Annotated in this window: 16 protein-coding genes and 1 pseudogene; 9 read left to right on the forward strand and 8 right to left on the reverse strand. The window is 53.1% G+C overall.

Features of this window, described 5'->3' with window-relative positions; all coding sequences use genetic code 11:
* The 5 genes and pseudogenes from JJU14_RS06530 to JJU14_RS06550 form a co-directional block, all read right to left on the reverse strand.
* Positions 1 to 532, reverse strand: a pseudogene (locus JJU14_RS06530) (amidohydrolase); the annotation flags it as partial.
* Between the two features lie 205 nt (positions 533 to 737).
* Positions 738 to 1,616, reverse strand: coding sequence for a sugar phosphate isomerase/epimerase (locus JJU14_RS06535; RefSeq protein ID WP_228611793.1), 879 nt, complete (start codon positions 1,614 to 1,616; stop codon positions 738 to 740).
* An 84-nt stretch (positions 1,617 to 1,700) separates the two neighbouring features.
* Positions 1,701 to 2,930 (reverse strand): ABC transporter permease, encoded by a 1,230-nt coding sequence (locus JJU14_RS06540; RefSeq protein WP_228611795.1) that lies wholly within the window; start codon positions 2,928 to 2,930, stop codon positions 1,701 to 1,703.
* On the reverse strand, positions 2,927 to 3,676 hold the full coding sequence (locus JJU14_RS06545; RefSeq protein ID WP_228611797.1) for an ABC transporter ATP-binding protein: 750 nt from the start codon (positions 3,674 to 3,676) through the stop codon (positions 2,927 to 2,929). The genes JJU14_RS06540 and JJU14_RS06545 overlap by 4 nt, the downstream gene beginning before the upstream one ends.
* A complete protein-coding gene (locus JJU14_RS06550) occupies positions 3,673 to 5,112 on the reverse strand; it encodes an efflux RND transporter periplasmic adaptor subunit (protein ID WP_228611799.1) in 1,440 nt (479 codons plus the stop codon). Before JJU14_RS06550 ends, JJU14_RS06545 begins: the two co-directional genes overlap by 4 nt.
* Positions 5,113 to 5,290: 178 nt before the next feature.
* Between JJU14_RS06550 and JJU14_RS06555 the strand changes: the two genes are divergently transcribed.
* From JJU14_RS06555 to JJU14_RS06570, 4 genes are read left to right on the forward strand one after another with little or no spacing between them, the layout of a single operon-like run.
* The gene (locus tag JJU14_RS06555) at positions 5,291 to 7,906 is read left to right on the forward strand and encodes a S8 family serine peptidase (protein WP_228611801.1); all 2,616 of its coding nucleotides are present in this window, start codon (positions 5,291 to 5,293) and stop codon (positions 7,904 to 7,906) included.
* 29 nt (positions 7,907 to 7,935) lie between these two features.
* Positions 7,936 to 9,627, forward strand: coding sequence for an NAD-dependent malic enzyme (locus JJU14_RS06560; protein WP_228611803.1), 1,692 nt, complete (start codon positions 7,936 to 7,938; stop codon positions 9,625 to 9,627).
* Between the two features lie 31 nt (positions 9,628 to 9,658).
* On the forward strand, positions 9,659 to 10,147 hold the full coding sequence (locus JJU14_RS06565) for a hypothetical protein (RefSeq protein ID WP_228611805.1): 489 nt from the start codon (positions 9,659 to 9,661) through the stop codon (positions 10,145 to 10,147).
* A gap of 6 nt (positions 10,148 to 10,153) precedes the next feature.
* On the forward strand, positions 10,154 to 11,332 hold the full coding sequence (locus JJU14_RS06570; RefSeq protein ID WP_228611807.1) for a serine hydrolase domain-containing protein: 1,179 nt from the start codon (positions 10,154 to 10,156) through the stop codon (positions 11,330 to 11,332).
* A gap of 20 nt (positions 11,333 to 11,352) precedes the next feature.
* Here JJU14_RS06570 and JJU14_RS06575 read toward each other — a convergent pair whose 3' ends face one another.
* A complete protein-coding gene (locus JJU14_RS06575; protein ID WP_228611809.1) occupies positions 11,353 to 11,769 on the reverse strand; it encodes a DUF3429 family protein in 417 nt (138 codons plus the stop codon).
* A 50-nt stretch (positions 11,770 to 11,819) separates the two neighbouring features.
* Positions 11,820 to 12,692, reverse strand: coding sequence for a putative RNA methyltransferase (locus JJU14_RS06580; RefSeq protein ID WP_228611811.1), 873 nt, complete (start codon positions 12,690 to 12,692; stop codon positions 11,820 to 11,822).
* Between the two features lie 100 nt (positions 12,693 to 12,792).
* On the opposite strand from JJU14_RS06580, the gene JJU14_RS06585 reads away from it, so the two are divergent.
* The 5 genes from JJU14_RS06585 to JJU14_RS06605 all read left to right on the forward strand — a co-directional run bounded on the left by JJU14_RS06585 (position 12,793) and on the right by JJU14_RS06605 (position 15,707).
* On the forward strand, positions 12,793 to 13,119 hold the full coding sequence (locus JJU14_RS06585; RefSeq protein WP_228611813.1) for a DUF440 family protein: 327 nt from the start codon (positions 12,793 to 12,795) through the stop codon (positions 13,117 to 13,119).
* An 80-nt stretch (positions 13,120 to 13,199) separates the two neighbouring features.
* Positions 13,200 to 13,745, forward strand: a complete 546-nt coding sequence (locus JJU14_RS06590) for a hydrolase (protein WP_228611815.1) — start codon at positions 13,200 to 13,202, stop codon at positions 13,743 to 13,745.
* Between the two features lie 70 nt (positions 13,746 to 13,815).
* Entirely contained in the window at positions 13,816 to 14,460 is a 645-nt protein-coding gene (locus tag JJU14_RS06595; protein ID WP_228611817.1) for an energy transducer TonB, read from the forward strand.
* Between the two features lie 34 nt (positions 14,461 to 14,494).
* Positions 14,495 to 15,055, forward strand: a complete 561-nt coding sequence (locus tag JJU14_RS06600; protein ID WP_228611819.1) for a sigma-70 family RNA polymerase sigma factor — start codon at positions 14,495 to 14,497, stop codon at positions 15,053 to 15,055.
* The gene (locus JJU14_RS06605) at positions 15,048 to 15,707 is read left to right on the forward strand and encodes a hypothetical protein (protein ID WP_228611821.1); all 660 of its coding nucleotides are present in this window, start codon (positions 15,048 to 15,050) and stop codon (positions 15,705 to 15,707) included. The genes JJU14_RS06600 and JJU14_RS06605 overlap by 8 nt, the downstream gene beginning before the upstream one ends.
* Here the strand turns inward: JJU14_RS06605 and JJU14_RS06610 are convergent.
* On the reverse strand, positions 15,704 to 16,498 hold the full coding sequence (locus JJU14_RS06610) for a S1/P1 nuclease (protein ID WP_228611823.1): 795 nt from the start codon (positions 16,496 to 16,498) through the stop codon (positions 15,704 to 15,706). The two genes, JJU14_RS06605 and JJU14_RS06610, sit on opposite strands and share 4 nt — an antisense overlap.
* Position 16,499 lies beyond the last annotated feature (1 nt).

A 16,499-nucleotide genomic window follows, 5' to 3' on the forward strand; every position in this document is an offset into this window, starting at 1 on the left:
GGTACAGCCAGATTTCGCCGGCACCTAAGGAGCGGGTGCCGGTAAAGTGTTTACGACCCACCAGAAACTCACCATCCGGGCTCCAGGCAGGGCTATTTAGTAAGCGGAAGCTTTCGTTGGTGACCTGTTGGGCATTGCTGCCATCCAGATCCATGATCCAGAGGTTATCCCCACCGCCCTGATCGCTGGTAAAAGCGATCTGCTTGCCATCCGGGCTAAAGCGCGGTTGCATATTCCAGGCAATGTCATTGGTCAGGGCTGTGGCTGTACCGCCGCTCATGGGCATGGTGTAAATATCGCCGAGCAAATCAAACACCAGGGTTTTGCCATCCGGGCTGACATCCACATTCATCCAGGTCCCCTGGCTGGTGGAAATGGTCACGGTTTTAAATTCGCCCTGTGGCTGATTGACTTGCCAGCCTTTGGTCTCTTGGGCATCGTTTGCTGCATTTTTTGCTTCTTCAGCCTGCAGCGAGGCGCTACCGAGCAGCGCACTGACGGCCAGCGCCAGCAGAGTTTTGGAGGTAGTCATACAAGGTTCCTGAGTTGGTTTTTCTATTTTATTTATCCAGCCAACCATGCCATAAAATCAGCAGTAGGTTAAGCAGCTGTCAGCTGAAATGGGACTAATGCGGGAGAAGCTGCGATTATTCTCAGCGATACCTTGAATGATGAGGATGCTGAAGTCAGCCATAGGCTTTCTATGGCATCAAAACGAAATCCGTCAGAGCTTTTGGTTAGGCAAAGATTTGCTGAAAGCCAGCAATACCCTGCTTAAGGGTGGCATTTACATCATCGGTGCTATCCCGCTCAACAAAAGCATGCTGTAAGCCAGCAATAGCTGCCGCTGCTACTACAGGGCCAAAATCGATGGTTCCCTTGCCCAGATCTGCAAAGTTACCATCAGTCGCCATATCTTTCATATGCCATAGCGGGAAGCGCCCGGGGTAACGTTTGAATAATGCCGGAACATCTACCTTCATTTTGGCAGCCCAATACAAATCCATTTCCATTTTCACTAAAGTTGCATCTGTTTGCGTCAGTAAAACTTCGTAGGGCGTCTTGTTGTCGATAGTGGCAAACTCAAAGTCGTGATTATGATAAGCCAACTGTATGCCTGCAGCCTGGAACCTTTCACCTAATTGGTTTAATTGCTCAGCAAGTTTCTGGTAACTGCATAAGCCATCATCTCGCTCATGTTCAAATAAAAACGGCATGACCACATAGCGATGTCCTAAAGCCTGTGCATCATCCAACACCCGGTTGGTATCTTCCAACATGGGTTTTAGTAACACATGACCAGCAGGGGCCGACAAACCAAACTCTGCCAGCCATGTCGCCACCACAGTGGCAGGCTGTCCAAATAAACCGGCAAATTCCAGCTCTTTATAACCTAAGTTGGCTACTAACTTTAAAGTAGCACCCAGGTCTTGCTGCATTAAGTCTCGTACCGTAAACAGTTGAAGACCCGGCTGAGGGCCGCTGGTAGCATAAGATAGGGGGCTTGCGATACCTGTGCCCAGCACCAGACCGGCACCTGCCAGGATTTTAACAAAGCGGCGACGCTCTCTATCTTGCGCTGTGCTGTTCATTCGGTTTTCATGGTGAGCAAGCATCTATCTTTCCTTACTTGAAAAAGCAGTTAAGTCTAGATGGCTTACACACAGCGAACAAGGCACAGCGCTTTCTGGTTTTTTTCATTATTCATGCCGCAGTGCATCGATGGGTTGCAGCTTCGAGGCTTTGCGGGCCGGGTAGTAGCCAAAGAAAATGCCTATAAGCGCCGAGAAGCCGATGCTTAGCAGTACCACTTCCGGTTGAATAATGGCGGTCAAACCGGCGAATCTCTCTAAGCTGCGGGTGACCAGGACCGCGATGCTCAGCCCAAGCAGGCCGCCTAAGCTGCACAGCAGCATGGCTTCTATTAAAAACTGCCGCATAATATCACCCGGCTCGGCGCCAACCGCCATGCGCAGGCCGATTTCACGGGTGCGCTCGGTGACCGATACCAGCATAATGTTCATAATGCCAATACCGCCCACCAGCAAGGACACTGACGCCACGGCGGCCAGCAGGCCGTTAAAGATTTGCATGGTGCGGGCGCGGGTTTCGACCATTTCCGATAAATTGCGGATCTGAAAGGGCGCATCGGTGCCGGTAGTACGCATCCGCTGGCGCAGCAGGGCTTCCATTTCTTGCTCTACCAGCGCCATATCGCGTTCATCGGCCACTTGCACAATCAAGGAGCGCACTGCGCGCGGGCTGGCCAGGGTCATGCCGGCAATGCGTTTACGCACCGTATCGAGTGGCATAAAAATTAAATCGTCCTGATCGTTGCCCTGGGTATTCTGGCCCTTGGCATCCAGCACCCCAATCACGGTAACCGGCGTGCGATCCACCCGAATGGTCTGGCCAATCGGATCGGAGGCACCGAACAGCTCGCGCTGAACCGTCGCGCCGATAATGGCAACCCGGCCGGCGCTATTAAGTTCTGCCGCGGAAAACTCGCGCCCTTGCGCCAGCTGCCAGTTCTGTGCCGGGAAAATACGATTGTCGACGCCGCGTACGCTTGGCGCCCAGTTCATATTGCCGTAAATCACCTGGGCATTGGCCCAGATGGTGGGTGCTGCCACACTGACCTGGGGAATTTGCTGCTCAATGGCTTCGGCATCCATCTCGGTTAAGGTTTGCACCGAGCCGCTGGCGCCACGGGCACCCGAGCTGGCACGACCGCGGGCGAACACCACAAACACATTGCCCCCCAGGTTTTTAATTTGCTGATCGACTTCGTGCTGAGCACCAGCGCCCAGTGCCAGCATGATAATGACCGCAGCCACGCCGATAATAATCCCCAGCATGGTTAAAATGCTGCGCATCAGGTTGACCTGCAGTGCCACCCAGGCCACTTTGCAAAGCATCCACCATTTCATGCCAGCCCCTCCTGTTGTTTCTGGGCCCGGTAGCGGGCTAAATGCTCACTGGCCGATTCGGCCTGCACCTGTTTGTCACTTTGCAAACGACCATCACGGAAGATAAGTTGCCGGCTGGCAAAAGCGGCTACTTCCGGCTCGTGGGTCACCAGCACAATGGTTTTTCCTTCCTGATTGAGTTGTTGAAACAGCTGCATAATTTCAAGGCCGGTCTCGGTATCCAGAGCGCCGGTCGGCTCATCGGCCAGCACCACCGCCGGTTGATTGACCAAAGCCCGGGCGATGGCCACCCGTTGTTGCTGACCACCGGAGAGCTGGGATGGGTGGTGATCCATCCGCTCGGCAAGACCGACCCGATGCAGGCACTCGCTGGCAAAATCCTCAGTGCCATCGTGATCCTTGCGGTACAACAGCGGCAACAGCACATTATCCAAGGCTGTGGTGCGGGGCAGCAGGTTAAATTGCTGAAAGACAAAACCGATGTAGCGGTTACGGATGCGGGCCAGTTCTGCTGCTGATAAGTGCGTGACATTTTCACCCTGAATACGGATTTCCCCCGAACTTGGCGAGTCCAGACAGCCCAGCATATTCATAAAGGTTGATTTACCCGAGCCGGAAGGGCCCATCACTGCGATAAACTCGCCTTGCTTAATCTGTACATCCACGCCAGCCAGCGCCTGCACTTGCTGTGAGCCCATGCGGTAGGTTTTGGTCAGCCCCAGACTTTCAATGACCGGCTGGCTCATCGCTCTGTCCTCACCGCCCGCACGATGACTTGCTCTTGTTCACCAAGCTCGCCGGACATCAGTTCGGTAAACTCATCATTGGCAAGACCTACCCGTACCCGGCGCAGTTCGGGTTCTTGTCGGGCATTCAATACCCAGACTTCTGCCATCCGGCCTTGCTCACCGCGGCCCTGCGCTTGTTGGCGCTGATCGGCCATCAGGCTCTGGTAACGGCTGAACTCTTCCTCACTAAGCACCAGCCGCAGTTCATTGGTCAGCGCCTGGCGGGCTTGTTGAAAAGCCTGGCGGGGATTGCTCATTGGGTTGTTGCTTTGCTGGTTGCGCAGTTGCTGCAGGTTCTGATTAAACTCTTGCAGCATGCGCCGTACCTGACGCTCTTTATCGGCCGGTAAATCGAGCTGGCGCAACAGCTCGGCAGTGCGATCGGCCGGCTGCTGGCCGCTTTGCTGGGCTCCGGTTGGGCGAAAACGCAGGGCGGCATTCGGGATGCGCTGTACATCTTGTTGCTGGCCAATAATAAAGTTCAGATTGGCCGTCATCCCCGGCAGCAGCAGTTGCTGTCGGTTTGGCGCATCAATAATCACCTTGTAAGTCACCACATTGGCAACATTGGTAGCGGCTTTTCGCACCTGCGACACCACACCCTGGAATTGCCTGTCTGGGTGTGCATCTACCTGAAAACGTACCTGTTGGCCGGCTTCAATTTTACCAATATCGGCTTCATCGACATCGGCTTCGATTTGCATCTGCGACAAATCCTGCGCAATGGTAAATAAGGTGGGGGCCGATAAGCTAGCTGCTACCGTTTGGCCGACATCCACCTGGCGGTCAATGACGGTGCCATTGACCGGTGAGCGGATCTGAGTGCGGGCCAGATCCAACTGATGCTGCTCTAGCTGTGCCTGACGCTGGGTGAGCTGCGCTTTGGCGCTTTGCAGCTGTGCCTGGCTGACCAGAATGTGCGCCTTGGCCACTTCAAAATTGGCCAGTGCATTATCCACTTCGGTTTGATTGGTCAGGTTTTGCTGCATCAATTGCAATTGGCGCTGATAAGCGCGCTCCAGCCGCGACAGCTCAGCCTCCGCTTTGGTGACATTGGCGGCTTGTTGCGCCACATTGGCTTCGCTCATCAAAATATCCGCTTCAGCCTGACGCACCCTGGCTTGAAAGCTGCGATCATCCAGTTGAGCGATGAGCTGGCCTTGCTCCACATCGGCATTGAAATCGACGTAAATAGCGGTAATCAGGCCGGAGACTTCCGAACCAACCTCCACCGTGACTACGGCACGGGTGGTCCCTGCAGTATTGACCACACTTTCAATATCACCCCGGCTCAGGGCCTGAGTTTGATAGACTAAGCGCTCGCTGGATGACGAAGGCCACCACAAAAAAACGACAACAGCGACTACGACAGCCGCACTGATCCAATAGCGCACAGACTTCTCCTGATGATTGGGCTTGGTAATATTCAGACTATAGAAAGCTTTGCTTTCGCCGCCAATACCATACAGCGTAAAGGTTGTGTAAAGCTGTGTGCTTTACCCTGAAAAATGATCGCTTTGTCGCATGCTAAGGTACTATGCTTAGACTGAAGTCGTTTTACAGAGGTTAACGATGAATAAAACAGCATGGCTGTTTAGTGGATTGGTTTTGGGGTTAAGCTTAGCATCGGCTCAAGCTGAACCAAGAGTTTCCGATTATCATCCCGAGCGGCTGATCGTAACTTTTGATGCTGGCACGGAACGCTTGCAAACGCAGTCGATGCAAGCCAAGTTAGCTGGGCCACTGCAGCAAAAGCTTCACCAAGCCAGACGATTTGCCCAATTTCCTGATCAAGCTGTGGTTGGTCGTCCTACTGGTTTAAGCCTGCAACAGGCCAAAGTAGAGCTGCAGGCATTACCTGGTGTTCGCTCGGTCGAGCTGGATTACAAAGTACGCAAAACCCAGCAGCCCAATGACCCCCGCTATTCTCAGCAATGGTATTTACAAGCATTACCAGGTATTCAGGCAGAACAGGCCTGGTCCGAAACCACCGGTAGTCAGCAGTTGGTGGTAGCAGTGATTGATACCGGTGTTGATTACAATCATCCGGATTTAGCAGCCAATATCTGGCAAAACCCACGCGAACAAGCCAATGGCCAGGATGATAGTGGCAATGGGTACATTGATGATATTCGCGGCATTGATACCGCCAACGATACCTCGGATCCGATGGATGATGATGGGCATGGTACTTTAATTGCAGGTATTATCGCGGCAGCTGGCAACAACAGCAGGGGGATTGCTGGGGTGAACTGGCAGCTGCAAATCCTGCCGTGCAAATTTTTGGATGATTTGGGTGAAGGCTTTACCAGCGATGCCATTGAGTGCCTGGATTACATCCTGGATTTAAAAGTAAATCATGGTATTCCGATTGTCGCTACCAACAATTCCTGGGGCTCACCCAGTTTTTCTTCTGCCTTGTATCAGGCGGTGCAAAAGCATCATGACGCCGGTATTTTGTTTGTCGCCAGTGCCGGTAATAACGCCAGCAGTTTGCCATTTTACCCGGCGGCTTTTGACTTGCCGAATGTGATCAGTGTGGCGGCACACGATAGAGACGGTCAGTTAGCCGATTTCAGTAACTTTGGCCGTGGCCACGTCAGTTTGTCAGCGCCGGGTGTGCAAATGCTCAGCACCTATCTGAACAACGGTTATGCCACCTCATCCGGTACCTCGATGGCAGCTCCTGTGGTAACGGGGTTGGCTGCCTTACTCAAGTCGGCCCGGCCCGAGTTGGATACCCAGGGATTGAAATATCACTTACTGGTAGGCAGTGCCCCTGCCAGCGACAGCCGCATTGAGCGTTACACCATGACCGGCCAGATGGCATTGGCGGCAGATGGCAATGAAGGTGCTTTTAACTGCACCTCACAGCAGCTGTTTCGACGGCTCAAACCCAGTACTGATATTGTGTATTTAACACCGGACAGCTGGCTGGATATTGAGTTGCTTGGCATCAATTGCTTAGGCTCCGAACCAGTGGCAGATATTGTGGTGATGCCTGGTGATGATCGCATTGAGCTGCGCGATGATGGCAACAGTCAGGACCGTTTCACCGGTGATGGTATTCATAGCGGCCGCTGGTGGTTTGACGGCACAGCGGCCACCCTGCAATTCCCGGATGGCGAGGTTCGGGTAGAAACACAACAATTGAATTTCTGCGCCGAGAAAAATGTAACGCAAGTGCCGCAGGCAAGCTGCGATGCTCTGGTGGCTTTCTTTTATCAGACCGAGGGCCCAGGTTGGTTTGAGCGCAGTGGCTGGATGCAGCACAATGCCATTTGCAGCTGGTATGGGGTACGTTGCCAGGAGGGTGACATCGCAGCGCTGGAATTGGCGCAGAACAACCTTAGTGGCACTTTGCAGCTTGATTTTAGTGCCTTGCCGATGCTAACCGTATTGGACCTGGCTGCTAACAGCCTGACTGGGACGCTTCCTGCCAGTATTGAAGCCGCCAGCCGGTTGCAGCAGCTTGATTTGAGTAAAAATGGTTTCAGCGGTGCTTTGCCAGCGACCTTGGGGCAACTGGGTGCGTTGCAACAGCTGGTATTGGCGGATAATTTCTTCGGTGGCGGTGTGCCATCGACTGTCGGCAATTTAACTGCATTGAATTGGCTGGATCTGTCCGACAATAATCTGCAGGGCACTTTGCCATCAAGCCTGACCCAGCTTAGCCAGTTGCAAGGCTTTAGCTATCTGGACACACGTTTGTGTGAGCCGCGCAACAGCGCTTATTACCAGTGGCTGCAGGCTATTAGCTTCCTTGAAGTGAATCAAGACTGTCCGAATCAGGTGCCTGTAGTGTCTGCTGGCGAGAATCGTTCGGTCAGCGCTGGTAGTCAGGTGCAGTTGCAAGGCAGTGCCAGCGATGCAGATGGCGAAATTTTGCACTATAGCTGGCTGCAAATAGCAGGCCCAACGGTGCAGCTTAGCAATTCAACTGGTTTACAAACCAGCTTTACCAGTCCTGTATCTAGCCAGACACAAACTCTGCGGTTTCGACTCACCGCCAACGATTTACGGAGTAGCAGTAGTGCCGAGGTTAGCATAACGGTGCAGCCTCAAGCTGGAGGCTCGGGCTCAACGAGTACATCAGGTGGTGCCTTGTTTTGGCTACTGCCAGCTTTGGCTTTGCTGATGATTGGCCGCTGCTGGCGCAATCGGGTATACTCCGCCGCCAGCTTATGAACAGTTTTTCAGGATAAGGAACCGCAGTTATGACGACCAGGCAACAAGGTCCGCTCTATATTCCCTATGCCGGCCCGGCTTTGCTGGAAACACCGCTATTGAATAAAGGCAGCGCTTTTAGTAAAAAAGAGCGCGAATCATTTAATTTGACCGGCTTATTGCCTCCGCGTTATGAGAGCATTGAAGAGCAAGTAAAACGTGCTTACATGCAGTACTCCAGTTTCGAAAATACCATCAACAAACACATTTACCTACGAGCGATCCAGGATAAAAACGAAACGCTGTTTTTCCGGTTGGTGCAACAGCATTTGCCAGAAATGTTACCCATCATCTATACCCCAACGGTCGGTGATGCCTGTGAAAAATTCTCCGATATTTACCGCAGTAAGCGTGGTTTGTTTGTCTCCTATGAAGAGCGTGACCAATTAGATGCTATTTTACGCAACGCCACCAAATCCAAAGTAAAGGTCATTGTGGTAACCGATGGCGAGCGGGTACTTGGCCTTGGCGATCAGGGCATAGGTGGTATGGGCATTTCCATAGGAAAGTTATCCCTGTATACCGCCTGTGGTGGCATTAGCCCGGCTTACACGCTGCCGGTGGTGCTGGATGTGGGCACCAATAATGAAAAGTTATTGAATGACCCAATGTACATGGGGGCACGACACAAACGCATCGGCCAGGCTGAGTACGATGTTTTTGTCGAGCAGTTTATGCGGGCGGTCTATAAACGCTGGCCTGATGTGATGGTGCAATTCGAGGATTTTGCCCAGCCCAATGCGATGCCGATTTTGCAGCGCTATCGGGATCGTTACTGTTGCTTTAATGATGATATCCAGGGCACGGCTGCAGTGACGGTAGGCTCTTTGCTGGCAGCCAGCCGGGCGAAGGGGCAAAAGCTATCTGAGCAAAAAGTAGTCTTCGTGGGTGCAGGCTCTGCTGGCTGTGGTATCGCGGAGCAAGTCATTACCCAAATGATGGCAGAAGGCTTAACCGATGCCGAAGCGCGTCGCCGTATTTACATGGTGGATCGTTTTGGCTTGTTGACCGAAGGCATGGCTGATTTGCGTGATTTCCAGCAAAAGCTGGTGCACTCCAAAGCTGATCTGGCGGACTGGAGTTTCAGTGGCGATTATGCTTCCTTGCTGGATGTAATGCACTGCGCCGAGCCAACGGTGCTGATTGGTGTGTCTGGTCAGCCTGGGCTTTTTAGTGAGCAGGTGGTGCGCGCCATGCACAAAGGCTGCAAAACGCCGATTATTTTCCCGCTGAGTAATCCATCACGTCAGGTGGAAGCGCAGCCAGAGCAAGTGATTGCCTGGACCGATGGCGATGTGATTATCGCCACTGGTAGTCCTTTTAAGCCGGTGCAGTATCAGGGTAAAAGCTATCCGATTGCGCAGTGCAATAACAGTTATATTTTCCCGGGCATTGGTCTGGGGGTGATTGCAGTCAAAGCTAAGCGGATTAGCGATGAGATGCTGATGGCAGCCAGTGAAACACTGGCTGCTGCCTCGCCACTGGCCAATACCGGAGAAGGGGAGTTGCTGCCATCGCTGACTGCTTTGGCGGAGCTGAGTAAGCGCATTGCTTTTGCTGTGGGTAAAGTTGCTCAGCAACAAGGGTTGGCACTTGAAATAAGTGACAATCAGCTGCAGGATAGCATCGAAGCCAACTTCTGGCGGCCAGAGTACCGCCAATACAAGCGCGTGAGTTTTTAAGCGCCTGTTTACAGACTTCTTGGAGGACAGCATGAACAAATTGATGATCAGCTTAGTGGCAGCCATGATACTTGGCATGGTACCACTGCAAGCAGCTCAGAAACCTGCCAGCAATCACTGGCTGCTGGATGCGGCTTCCGATGAAGAGCGCTTTGCACGTATTGAGAAAATGTTTGCCGGGTTCTCCGGCGCTATGGCTGAGGTTGGTGATCGTTACCAGCATACGTATGATGCGATAGTCGATGAGAACTATCCGCTCGCCAGCTATCATTGGGATAAGTTAGGTGCAGCCATCGAACTTGGCTACCTGCGCCGCCCTGGCCGGGCAGCAAATGCCAAAACGATGTTTTTGCAGAGCAGCTGGCCAGAGTTAGGGCAGGCATTGGCGACAGACGATAAAAAAACAATCCAGGCCAGCTTTTTGCAGGCCAGAGCTGCTTGTATGGCTTGTCATGCAGCAGAGCAGGTTCCATTCATGAATAATCAGCCGCTGTTTCGTGCTACAGCTGAGTTTAAGTAGACCGCTATGCTAAGGTCCTTGAGTGTACTGGGTGGATGTTGCAGTGCTTTGTTTAGTATGGCTCTGCTGGCTGCGCCGGTTGCCGATGTGGCGGAGTATTTTGATCGTCATTTTGAGCAGCAACTGGCCGAGCATCAAATCCCTGGTGGTGTCTATGCGGTGATTGAAGGCAATCAAATTGTGCGGGTGCGTGGTTTTGGTGTGCGCGCTCGGGGCTCTACCGATCCGGTCGATCCTTTCACAGTATTTCGTATTGCTTCGGTTTCCAAAACCTTTGCTGCAGGTTTGGCGGCGGTGCTGGCTGAGCAGGGCTACTTCAACTGGGATGATCCTGTGGTGAATTACGTGCCGGACTTCTCGTTTCGCTCGGCTCGTTACAATAAAGCCTTACAGGTAGAGCACTTACTGGCACAGACCACCGGGGTCATTCCCAATGCTTATGACAACATGATTGAAGCCAATGTGTTGCCAGAGCGTATTCTGCCTCATTTCAGGCAATTGGATCCAATGTGCACGCCTGGCGAGTGCTATGGCTATCAGAATGTGCTGTTTAGCCTGATTGAGCCCATCGTGCAGCAAACCACCCAAAAAGATTATGCCACCCTGATGCAGGAGCTGATTTTTGACCCTTTACAAATGCCGACAGCATCGGTGGGGATGGATCCATTTATGGCCACTGAAAACAAAGCCATGCCGCATGTCCGGGCGCGGGGCGGCTGGTATCAAAGTACCGTCGTGCCAAGCTACTACCGCTTTGCCCCTGCGGCTGGGGTCAATGCCAGCGCGATGGATTTGAGCCACTGGGTGATGGCGCAGCTGGGTCATTATCCGGATGTGATGCCAGAGCATCTGCTGGCCACCATCACCGATAAACGGGTTCGTACGGTGCGGGATTTACGCCGAGGACACTGGCGGCAGTTTATTCGTGATGCGCATTATGCCTTGGGCTGGCGGGTTTACCAGTTTGGTGATGAAGAGCTGGTCTATCATGGCGGCTGGGTACGTGGTTTTCGGGCCGATGTGGCCTACTCGCGTGATCGCCAGGTAGGTCTGGTTATCTTGCTCAATGCGGAAAGCAATATTGTCAGTGAGCTCAGCACTTATTTCTGGTCAAGGGTGTTTGATGCCATTCATTTGGCCGAAGCAGAGCAACTGAGTGAGCTGCTCACCACCGAAGATGATTAGGGCGTGTTTGGGTTTGTTGCTTAGCCACTAAAAATGGCGCCTAAAATCAAGGCTGGCAGTATCGAGGCAGTCAGTACACCGCGCAATTGCCGGTACCAGGCCGGCATCGTCGCCGGAGGGTTCTGGTACTCACGCAGCCAGACCCAGCCAAAACCGGCTGCCAGCACAATCAACGCAGGTTGATAAGGTGATATCAGTGCCAGCCAGCCAAGTAAAGCCGGTACCACGCTAAACACATAACTGCGTCTGGCCTGAACCTGATCGGGTAACTGCATCGCCATGCCCCAGTGCACCGCACCCAAAAAGCTTAGGATGACGGCACCATAGCCAATCAGTGCGACCAGCGCCAACTGGCTTTGCGGCCATAACAGCACAGCTATCAGGCTCAGATAAAATGGTACGATGCCGGCAAATCCAAGGATGCGGGGGTAAGTCACAGCGTGCTCCTGTTCAAATCATTCTTGCTTCCATACGGCTCAAATTGCCATTAGGATCCGTACTGGTAGCTATCAATATAGAAATCGGCCTGCAGCTGCGTCAAGCTTTGGCAAAGTTGCTGCTTCTGTTGCTGTGGCAGTTTCCAGCCAAGCGGAGTCATATCCAGCAAGCTTAGATAAGCGTCTGCACCCAACTGCTCAAGCATAAAACGACAGTGTTGGCGCCTCACGTGCTGAAAGCCAGCCAAGGCTTGAACAGCATCACTGTGCAGCCGTACCTCTTTATAAATCGTTTGTTTAAACTGCAATAAGTGCTCCGGCGCTGCAGTAACCAGCATTAAAAAACCACCGGGGCGCAGGCAGCGCTTCACTTCCGCCAGCTCAAAGGGAGCGCACAGTACCAGCATGCCATCAAACTGCTGATCACCATAAGGCAAGGTTTTAGCACTGGCAACACAAAAGGCAATATCCGGGTAGCGCTTTGCAGCCAGCTGAATAGCACTTTTGGAGATATCCATACCAGCAAACTCAGTCGCTGGCAGTGCTGCTTTTAACTGTGCACTGTAATAGCCTTCACCGCAACCGGAGTCCAGCATTCGGGCGGGTGCCAAATGCTGCAGCTGTTCCGCCAAAGCGCTGACCAGAGGTTGATAGGCACCGGACTCTAAAAACTGCCGCCGCTGTTGCAGCATGGCCTTGCTATCGCCTGGTTGCTTCGAGTTCTTATGCTGCACCGGCAACAGGTTGAGGTAGCCCTCTTTGGCGACATCAAAGTGGTGCCGGTTGATACAGCGGTACGATGTTTGTTTGGACACACTCTGGCTGAATAGGTTCTGCTCGGGAGTGCTTGCTTCGGGAAACAGTGGCTCTCTGCAAAGCGGGCAGCGGTACAAAGTACTGGTGTAGGGCAAAGTGCTGGTCATCGGGTTTATCAAAGCAACAACAATGTCGCTATAGTATCAGGCTGTGCCTTAGCGGGAAACTTGCTATCATAGCGCCAGAGCAATTCTTTGGAAAATCACCATGACAGAACCTTTGCAGTGGTCGCTGGATGAGCTGTGCGATCACGCCTTTGATATATTTGAAGAGCTGGCCTCAGACAATCTGAGTGCTGCCGATTACACCGAGTACCAGCAACAGCATCTGAGCCGTGGTTTTGTTGACTTAAAAACCCCGGATGACAGCTGGGAAGATCTGTACCCGGTCGCGCTGGGAGATGGTGACTATGTTGAAGCCTGGATTGGTTTAACCGGCGAGGCCGGCGAGGCCGATAAAGTGCTGGCCCGGCTGCTACTGAATAAAGACAAAGACGAGGCGGAGTGCTTCGCCCAGTGGCGCGGACAGAGTTAAATCACAGCTACGACCAAGGTCGGCTGGTAATCGGTCGCTTGCTTTGTCACTCTGTTCGAATACTTGCTTAGGAGAACGCTATGTTGATAGACCGTGATCAAAGCCTGGTGCTGCTGATTGATATCCAGCAGCGGCTGGCGCCAGCCATTTCGGAAAACCGAGAGGTTGAAAATGCCGCTGCCTGGGTATTGCAGGTTGCGCTGCAGCTGGATGTGCCGGTGCTGGCCACCGAGCAGTATCCGGCAGGTTTAGGCCACACGGTACCCGTCTTGGCGGAACTACTGCCTGATGATGCGGTGCTGCAAAAGATGCACTTTAGTGCCTACAAGGAAACGGCGGTGCGCCAAAGGCTGCATGAGCTGGAGCGCAAGCAACTGATTCTGCTTGGCACCGAAACCCATGTTTGTGTGCTGCAAACTGCGCTGGATTTGCTAGCAGCAGGGTATCAGGTCTATCTGGTCGAAGATGCGCTTGGCTCGCGCGAGCCAAAACACAAAGAGCAAGCGTTGCAGCGCATGCAACAAGCTGGCGCTATTATTATTAACCGCGAAATGCTGGCCTTTGAATGGCTGGAATGCGCCGGAACCGAGACCTTCAAGCGCATTCATCAGGGTTGGATACGCTAATTAAAAAAATTTAACCCCGCCAAGACTCCTCAGTCGTCTAAGCAATAACACCCCTCTGAGGAGCTTTTTTATGACAAGTTGCACCTACCCCGAGCAGATGACCGCCACCAAGCTGTCTCGCTTAACGTTATGTTCTATCAGCGCAGTCAGCGTGACTTTTGGCTTGTTTTTATTGATGCACCACCTGGTCAAGGCGCCCGTTGGTGTGCGCCCGCCACCTGAGCCAAGCATCTCTGTTACTGTCTATCAAACGCCGGATGAGCAGCCAACGGTGATCCGCCAACCACTGCCGCCGCGACCAGAAATCATCCAACCCGAAGTCATGACCTTTCACTCAGAACCCAGTGATCAGGTGGTGGATCTGACCACGCGTTTTACACCTGGATTGGACCGCCTCCGATTAGATCCGCCAGATCGGGGTGGAATGGCAATGCGAGATGGCAGTGCCAATCCGTTGGTACGGGTAGAACCCAGGTATCCGGTAGAGGCTGCGCGTCAGGGCATCAGTGGCTGGGTGCAGTTGCGCTTTTCCGTTGATGAAGCAGGGAACGTGCAGGATGTTGAGGTGGTGGCGGCAGAGCCGGCCAATCTGTTTAACCGTGAAGCGATGCGTGCTTTACGGCGCTGGAAGTATCAACCCAAAGTCGTGGATGGTAGAGCCATAAAGCAAACCAACCTGCAGGTGCAGCTCGATTTTACCCTGGAAGCCAACTAAGCTGAAAAAACAGACTGGTAAGAGGAGTGTGCCTATGCTGTCGATACCCCTGAGCTGGGCTGGCACCTTGTGTCCGGACCAACTGATGCAGCACTATCAGAAAACGGGTGCCTCGAAATGGTTGGATGGTTTGATTCAGCACTGTGGCGATGATCTGTACCATTTTTTACTGCGCCAGTCCGATCCGGCACTGGCGCAGGATATTTGCCAGCAGACCTGGTTAAAAGTAATGGAGAAACGGCATAGCTTTCGGGCAGACAGCCGTTTCAAAACCTGGTTGTTCAGCATGGCCCGCAATGCCTTGTTGGATGAGTTAAAACGCCAGCAGCGCTGGCTATCCTCGACCTGCCCGGAGCAGCTGGCACAACCAGAGGTTGAATGTTCCCAATCCTGGCCAGTTGCAAGGCAACAGCGCTTTGAGCAAGCTTTGCGGCTGCTACCATTCCTGCAGCGAGAGGCTTTGATGCTGCAACTGGAAGGGTTTTCAGTTGGACAAATTGCCAGCATTACCAACGAATTGGACGAAACCGTGAAAAGCCGGCTGCGCTATGCCCGTCGTTTTTTGCAGGCGCGTTTGGGAGAACATGATGAATAAGCCGACACCTTCAGAGCATGACGAGTTGCAGTCATTGTATCAACGGGCGAAACAGCCCCATAAGATGCCAACTGCGCTAAAACGTCAGTTATTAGTACAGTGCGAAGCAAGGGACAAACAGCCGGGGGCCTGGCGTAGCTGGTGGCAATTATCGCAGTTGGTGATGGGCTGTGCGGCGATGTTGTTGCTGCTTAGTTGGATGCAGTGGTCGCCTACCGCTGATCTGTATCAGATTGAACGGACGGCCAGCGCGGATTACCTGCAGGTGCAGTACCATCGATTGGCAGAGCCCAGGACTATGTTAAGTAGCCAGGTTGGGCGTGAGGAGCGGCTGCAGCTGTTGTGGCAGCGTCAGCAAGAGCAATTACAACATACTAGCTCCATCCACACCCGCATGGCTCAGTTGCAGCAGCAGGAAGCCAACTGGCAGTTAACCATTTGCAATGAGTTGCAAATGAATCTCAGCAAAGAGTTAGTGGCCCAATTGCAACTGGGACAAAGTATTCTGCCTGGCCGGGGTGCTCAATGGGTGGAGCTGGAGCTGGCGGCAAACGGCCAGGTGTTGGCGATCCGAGCTACCGAACAGGTGTTGCACTGCCCGCAAACCAAGGCGGGCAGGCTGCCGATTCGGGCTTTGGCTTTTGCCGGTTAACTTGCCTCTGGCTCTGGCCACAGCTGTTGCAGCAGCCAGGCCAGCCTTGCTGCTGCTTGCAGCAACCGGGTTTCGATGGTGTCCTGGTGATGCATCGCATAGCGCTCATCCAAAGGCTTGCCAGGTTGATGCTCCGCATAGATCTGTTTGACGATGGCAACGGACTCATTAGCCCAGTCCAGCACATCGCCCTGTTGCCATTGCTGCAAATTGGTTTCATTCAAACGTGGGCGTAACCGGTCGATGCTGGCCTGATAATCGCGAAACCCCAGTTGCAGCAGGATGCCGGTATCCCAGATGCCATGCAGGTTGCGTACTTCGCCCATAAAAATCACACCGATGTCGTTGCCACCACGGTCAAAGTCGTAGCCAACGTGCAGGGGCTGGTGCAAATCGCCGACAAAATGACTGAGAAATTTCAGTGACTCAGCCGCTTTGGCCGATTGGCTGTCTTGTTGCAGCAACGCATAGTGCTCTTTAATCGCCGACAGCACACAGCCATAGTCGGGGCAATGATCCATGCTAATGGCCTGATCCTCCAGGCGGATATTGACATAATGGTGTGGCCGGGCGAAGTCGTATTGTTCCTGACCACGCAGCTGATCAGCCCAGACACAGGCGGGCGGAAAACTGTCAAAATCGGTATGAGCCAACAAGGCATCCAGTCGTTGTTGCTGGCTGACAGACAGTTGCTCATAGGCCAGCTCACAAATCATGCGATGACCAATCTGACCAAAAGCCAGGCTGGCGCCGGAAAATAACAAAATGGACAGTACAAATAAAATGCGCATT

This window comes from Alkalimonas sp. (assembly GCF_020831925.1).
GTDB lineage: Bacteria > Pseudomonadota > Gammaproteobacteria > Enterobacterales > Alteromonadaceae > Alkalimonas.

What these genes read in the sequence shown, in the direction of transcription:
- JJU14_RS06535 (WP_228611793.1), bottom strand. Translation starts at nt 1,616, where the DNA reads ATGCTTGCTCACCATGAAAACCGAATGAACAGCACAGCGCAAGATAGA.
- JJU14_RS06540 (WP_228611795.1), bottom strand. Translation starts at nt 2,930, where the DNA reads ATGAAATGGTGGATGCTTTGCAAAGTGGCCTGGGTGGCACTGCAGGTC.
- JJU14_RS06545 (WP_228611797.1), bottom strand. Translation starts at nt 3,676, where the DNA reads ATGAGCCAGCCGGTCATTGAAAGTCTGGGGCTGACCAAAACCTACCGC.
- JJU14_RS06555 (WP_228611801.1), top strand. Translation starts at nt 5,291, where the DNA reads ATGAATAAAACAGCATGGCTGTTTAGTGGATTGGTTTTGGGGTTAAGC.
- JJU14_RS06560 (WP_228611803.1), top strand. Translation starts at nt 7,936, where the DNA reads ATGACGACCAGGCAACAAGGTCCGCTCTATATTCCCTATGCCGGCCCG.
- JJU14_RS06565 (WP_228611805.1), top strand. Translation starts at nt 9,659, where the DNA reads ATGAACAAATTGATGATCAGCTTAGTGGCAGCCATGATACTTGGCATG.
- JJU14_RS06570 (WP_228611807.1), top strand. Translation starts at nt 10,154, where the DNA reads ATGCTAAGGTCCTTGAGTGTACTGGGTGGATGTTGCAGTGCTTTGTTT.
- JJU14_RS06580 (WP_228611811.1), bottom strand. Translation starts at nt 12,692, where the DNA reads ATGACCAGCACTTTGCCCTACACCAGTACTTTGTACCGCTGCCCGCTT.
- JJU14_RS06585 (WP_228611813.1), top strand. Translation starts at nt 12,793, where the DNA reads ATGACAGAACCTTTGCAGTGGTCGCTGGATGAGCTGTGCGATCACGCC.
- JJU14_RS06590 (WP_228611815.1), top strand. Translation starts at nt 13,200, where the DNA reads ATGTTGATAGACCGTGATCAAAGCCTGGTGCTGCTGATTGATATCCAG.
- JJU14_RS06595 (WP_228611817.1), top strand. Translation starts at nt 13,816, where the DNA reads ATGACAAGTTGCACCTACCCCGAGCAGATGACCGCCACCAAGCTGTCT.
- JJU14_RS06600 (WP_228611819.1), top strand. Translation starts at nt 14,495, where the DNA reads ATGCTGTCGATACCCCTGAGCTGGGCTGGCACCTTGTGTCCGGACCAA.
- JJU14_RS06605 (WP_228611821.1), top strand. Translation starts at nt 15,048, where the DNA reads ATGAATAAGCCGACACCTTCAGAGCATGACGAGTTGCAGTCATTGTAT.
- JJU14_RS06610 (WP_228611823.1), bottom strand. Translation starts at nt 16,498, where the DNA reads ATGCGCATTTTATTTGTACTGTCCATTTTGTTATTTTCCGGCGCCAGC.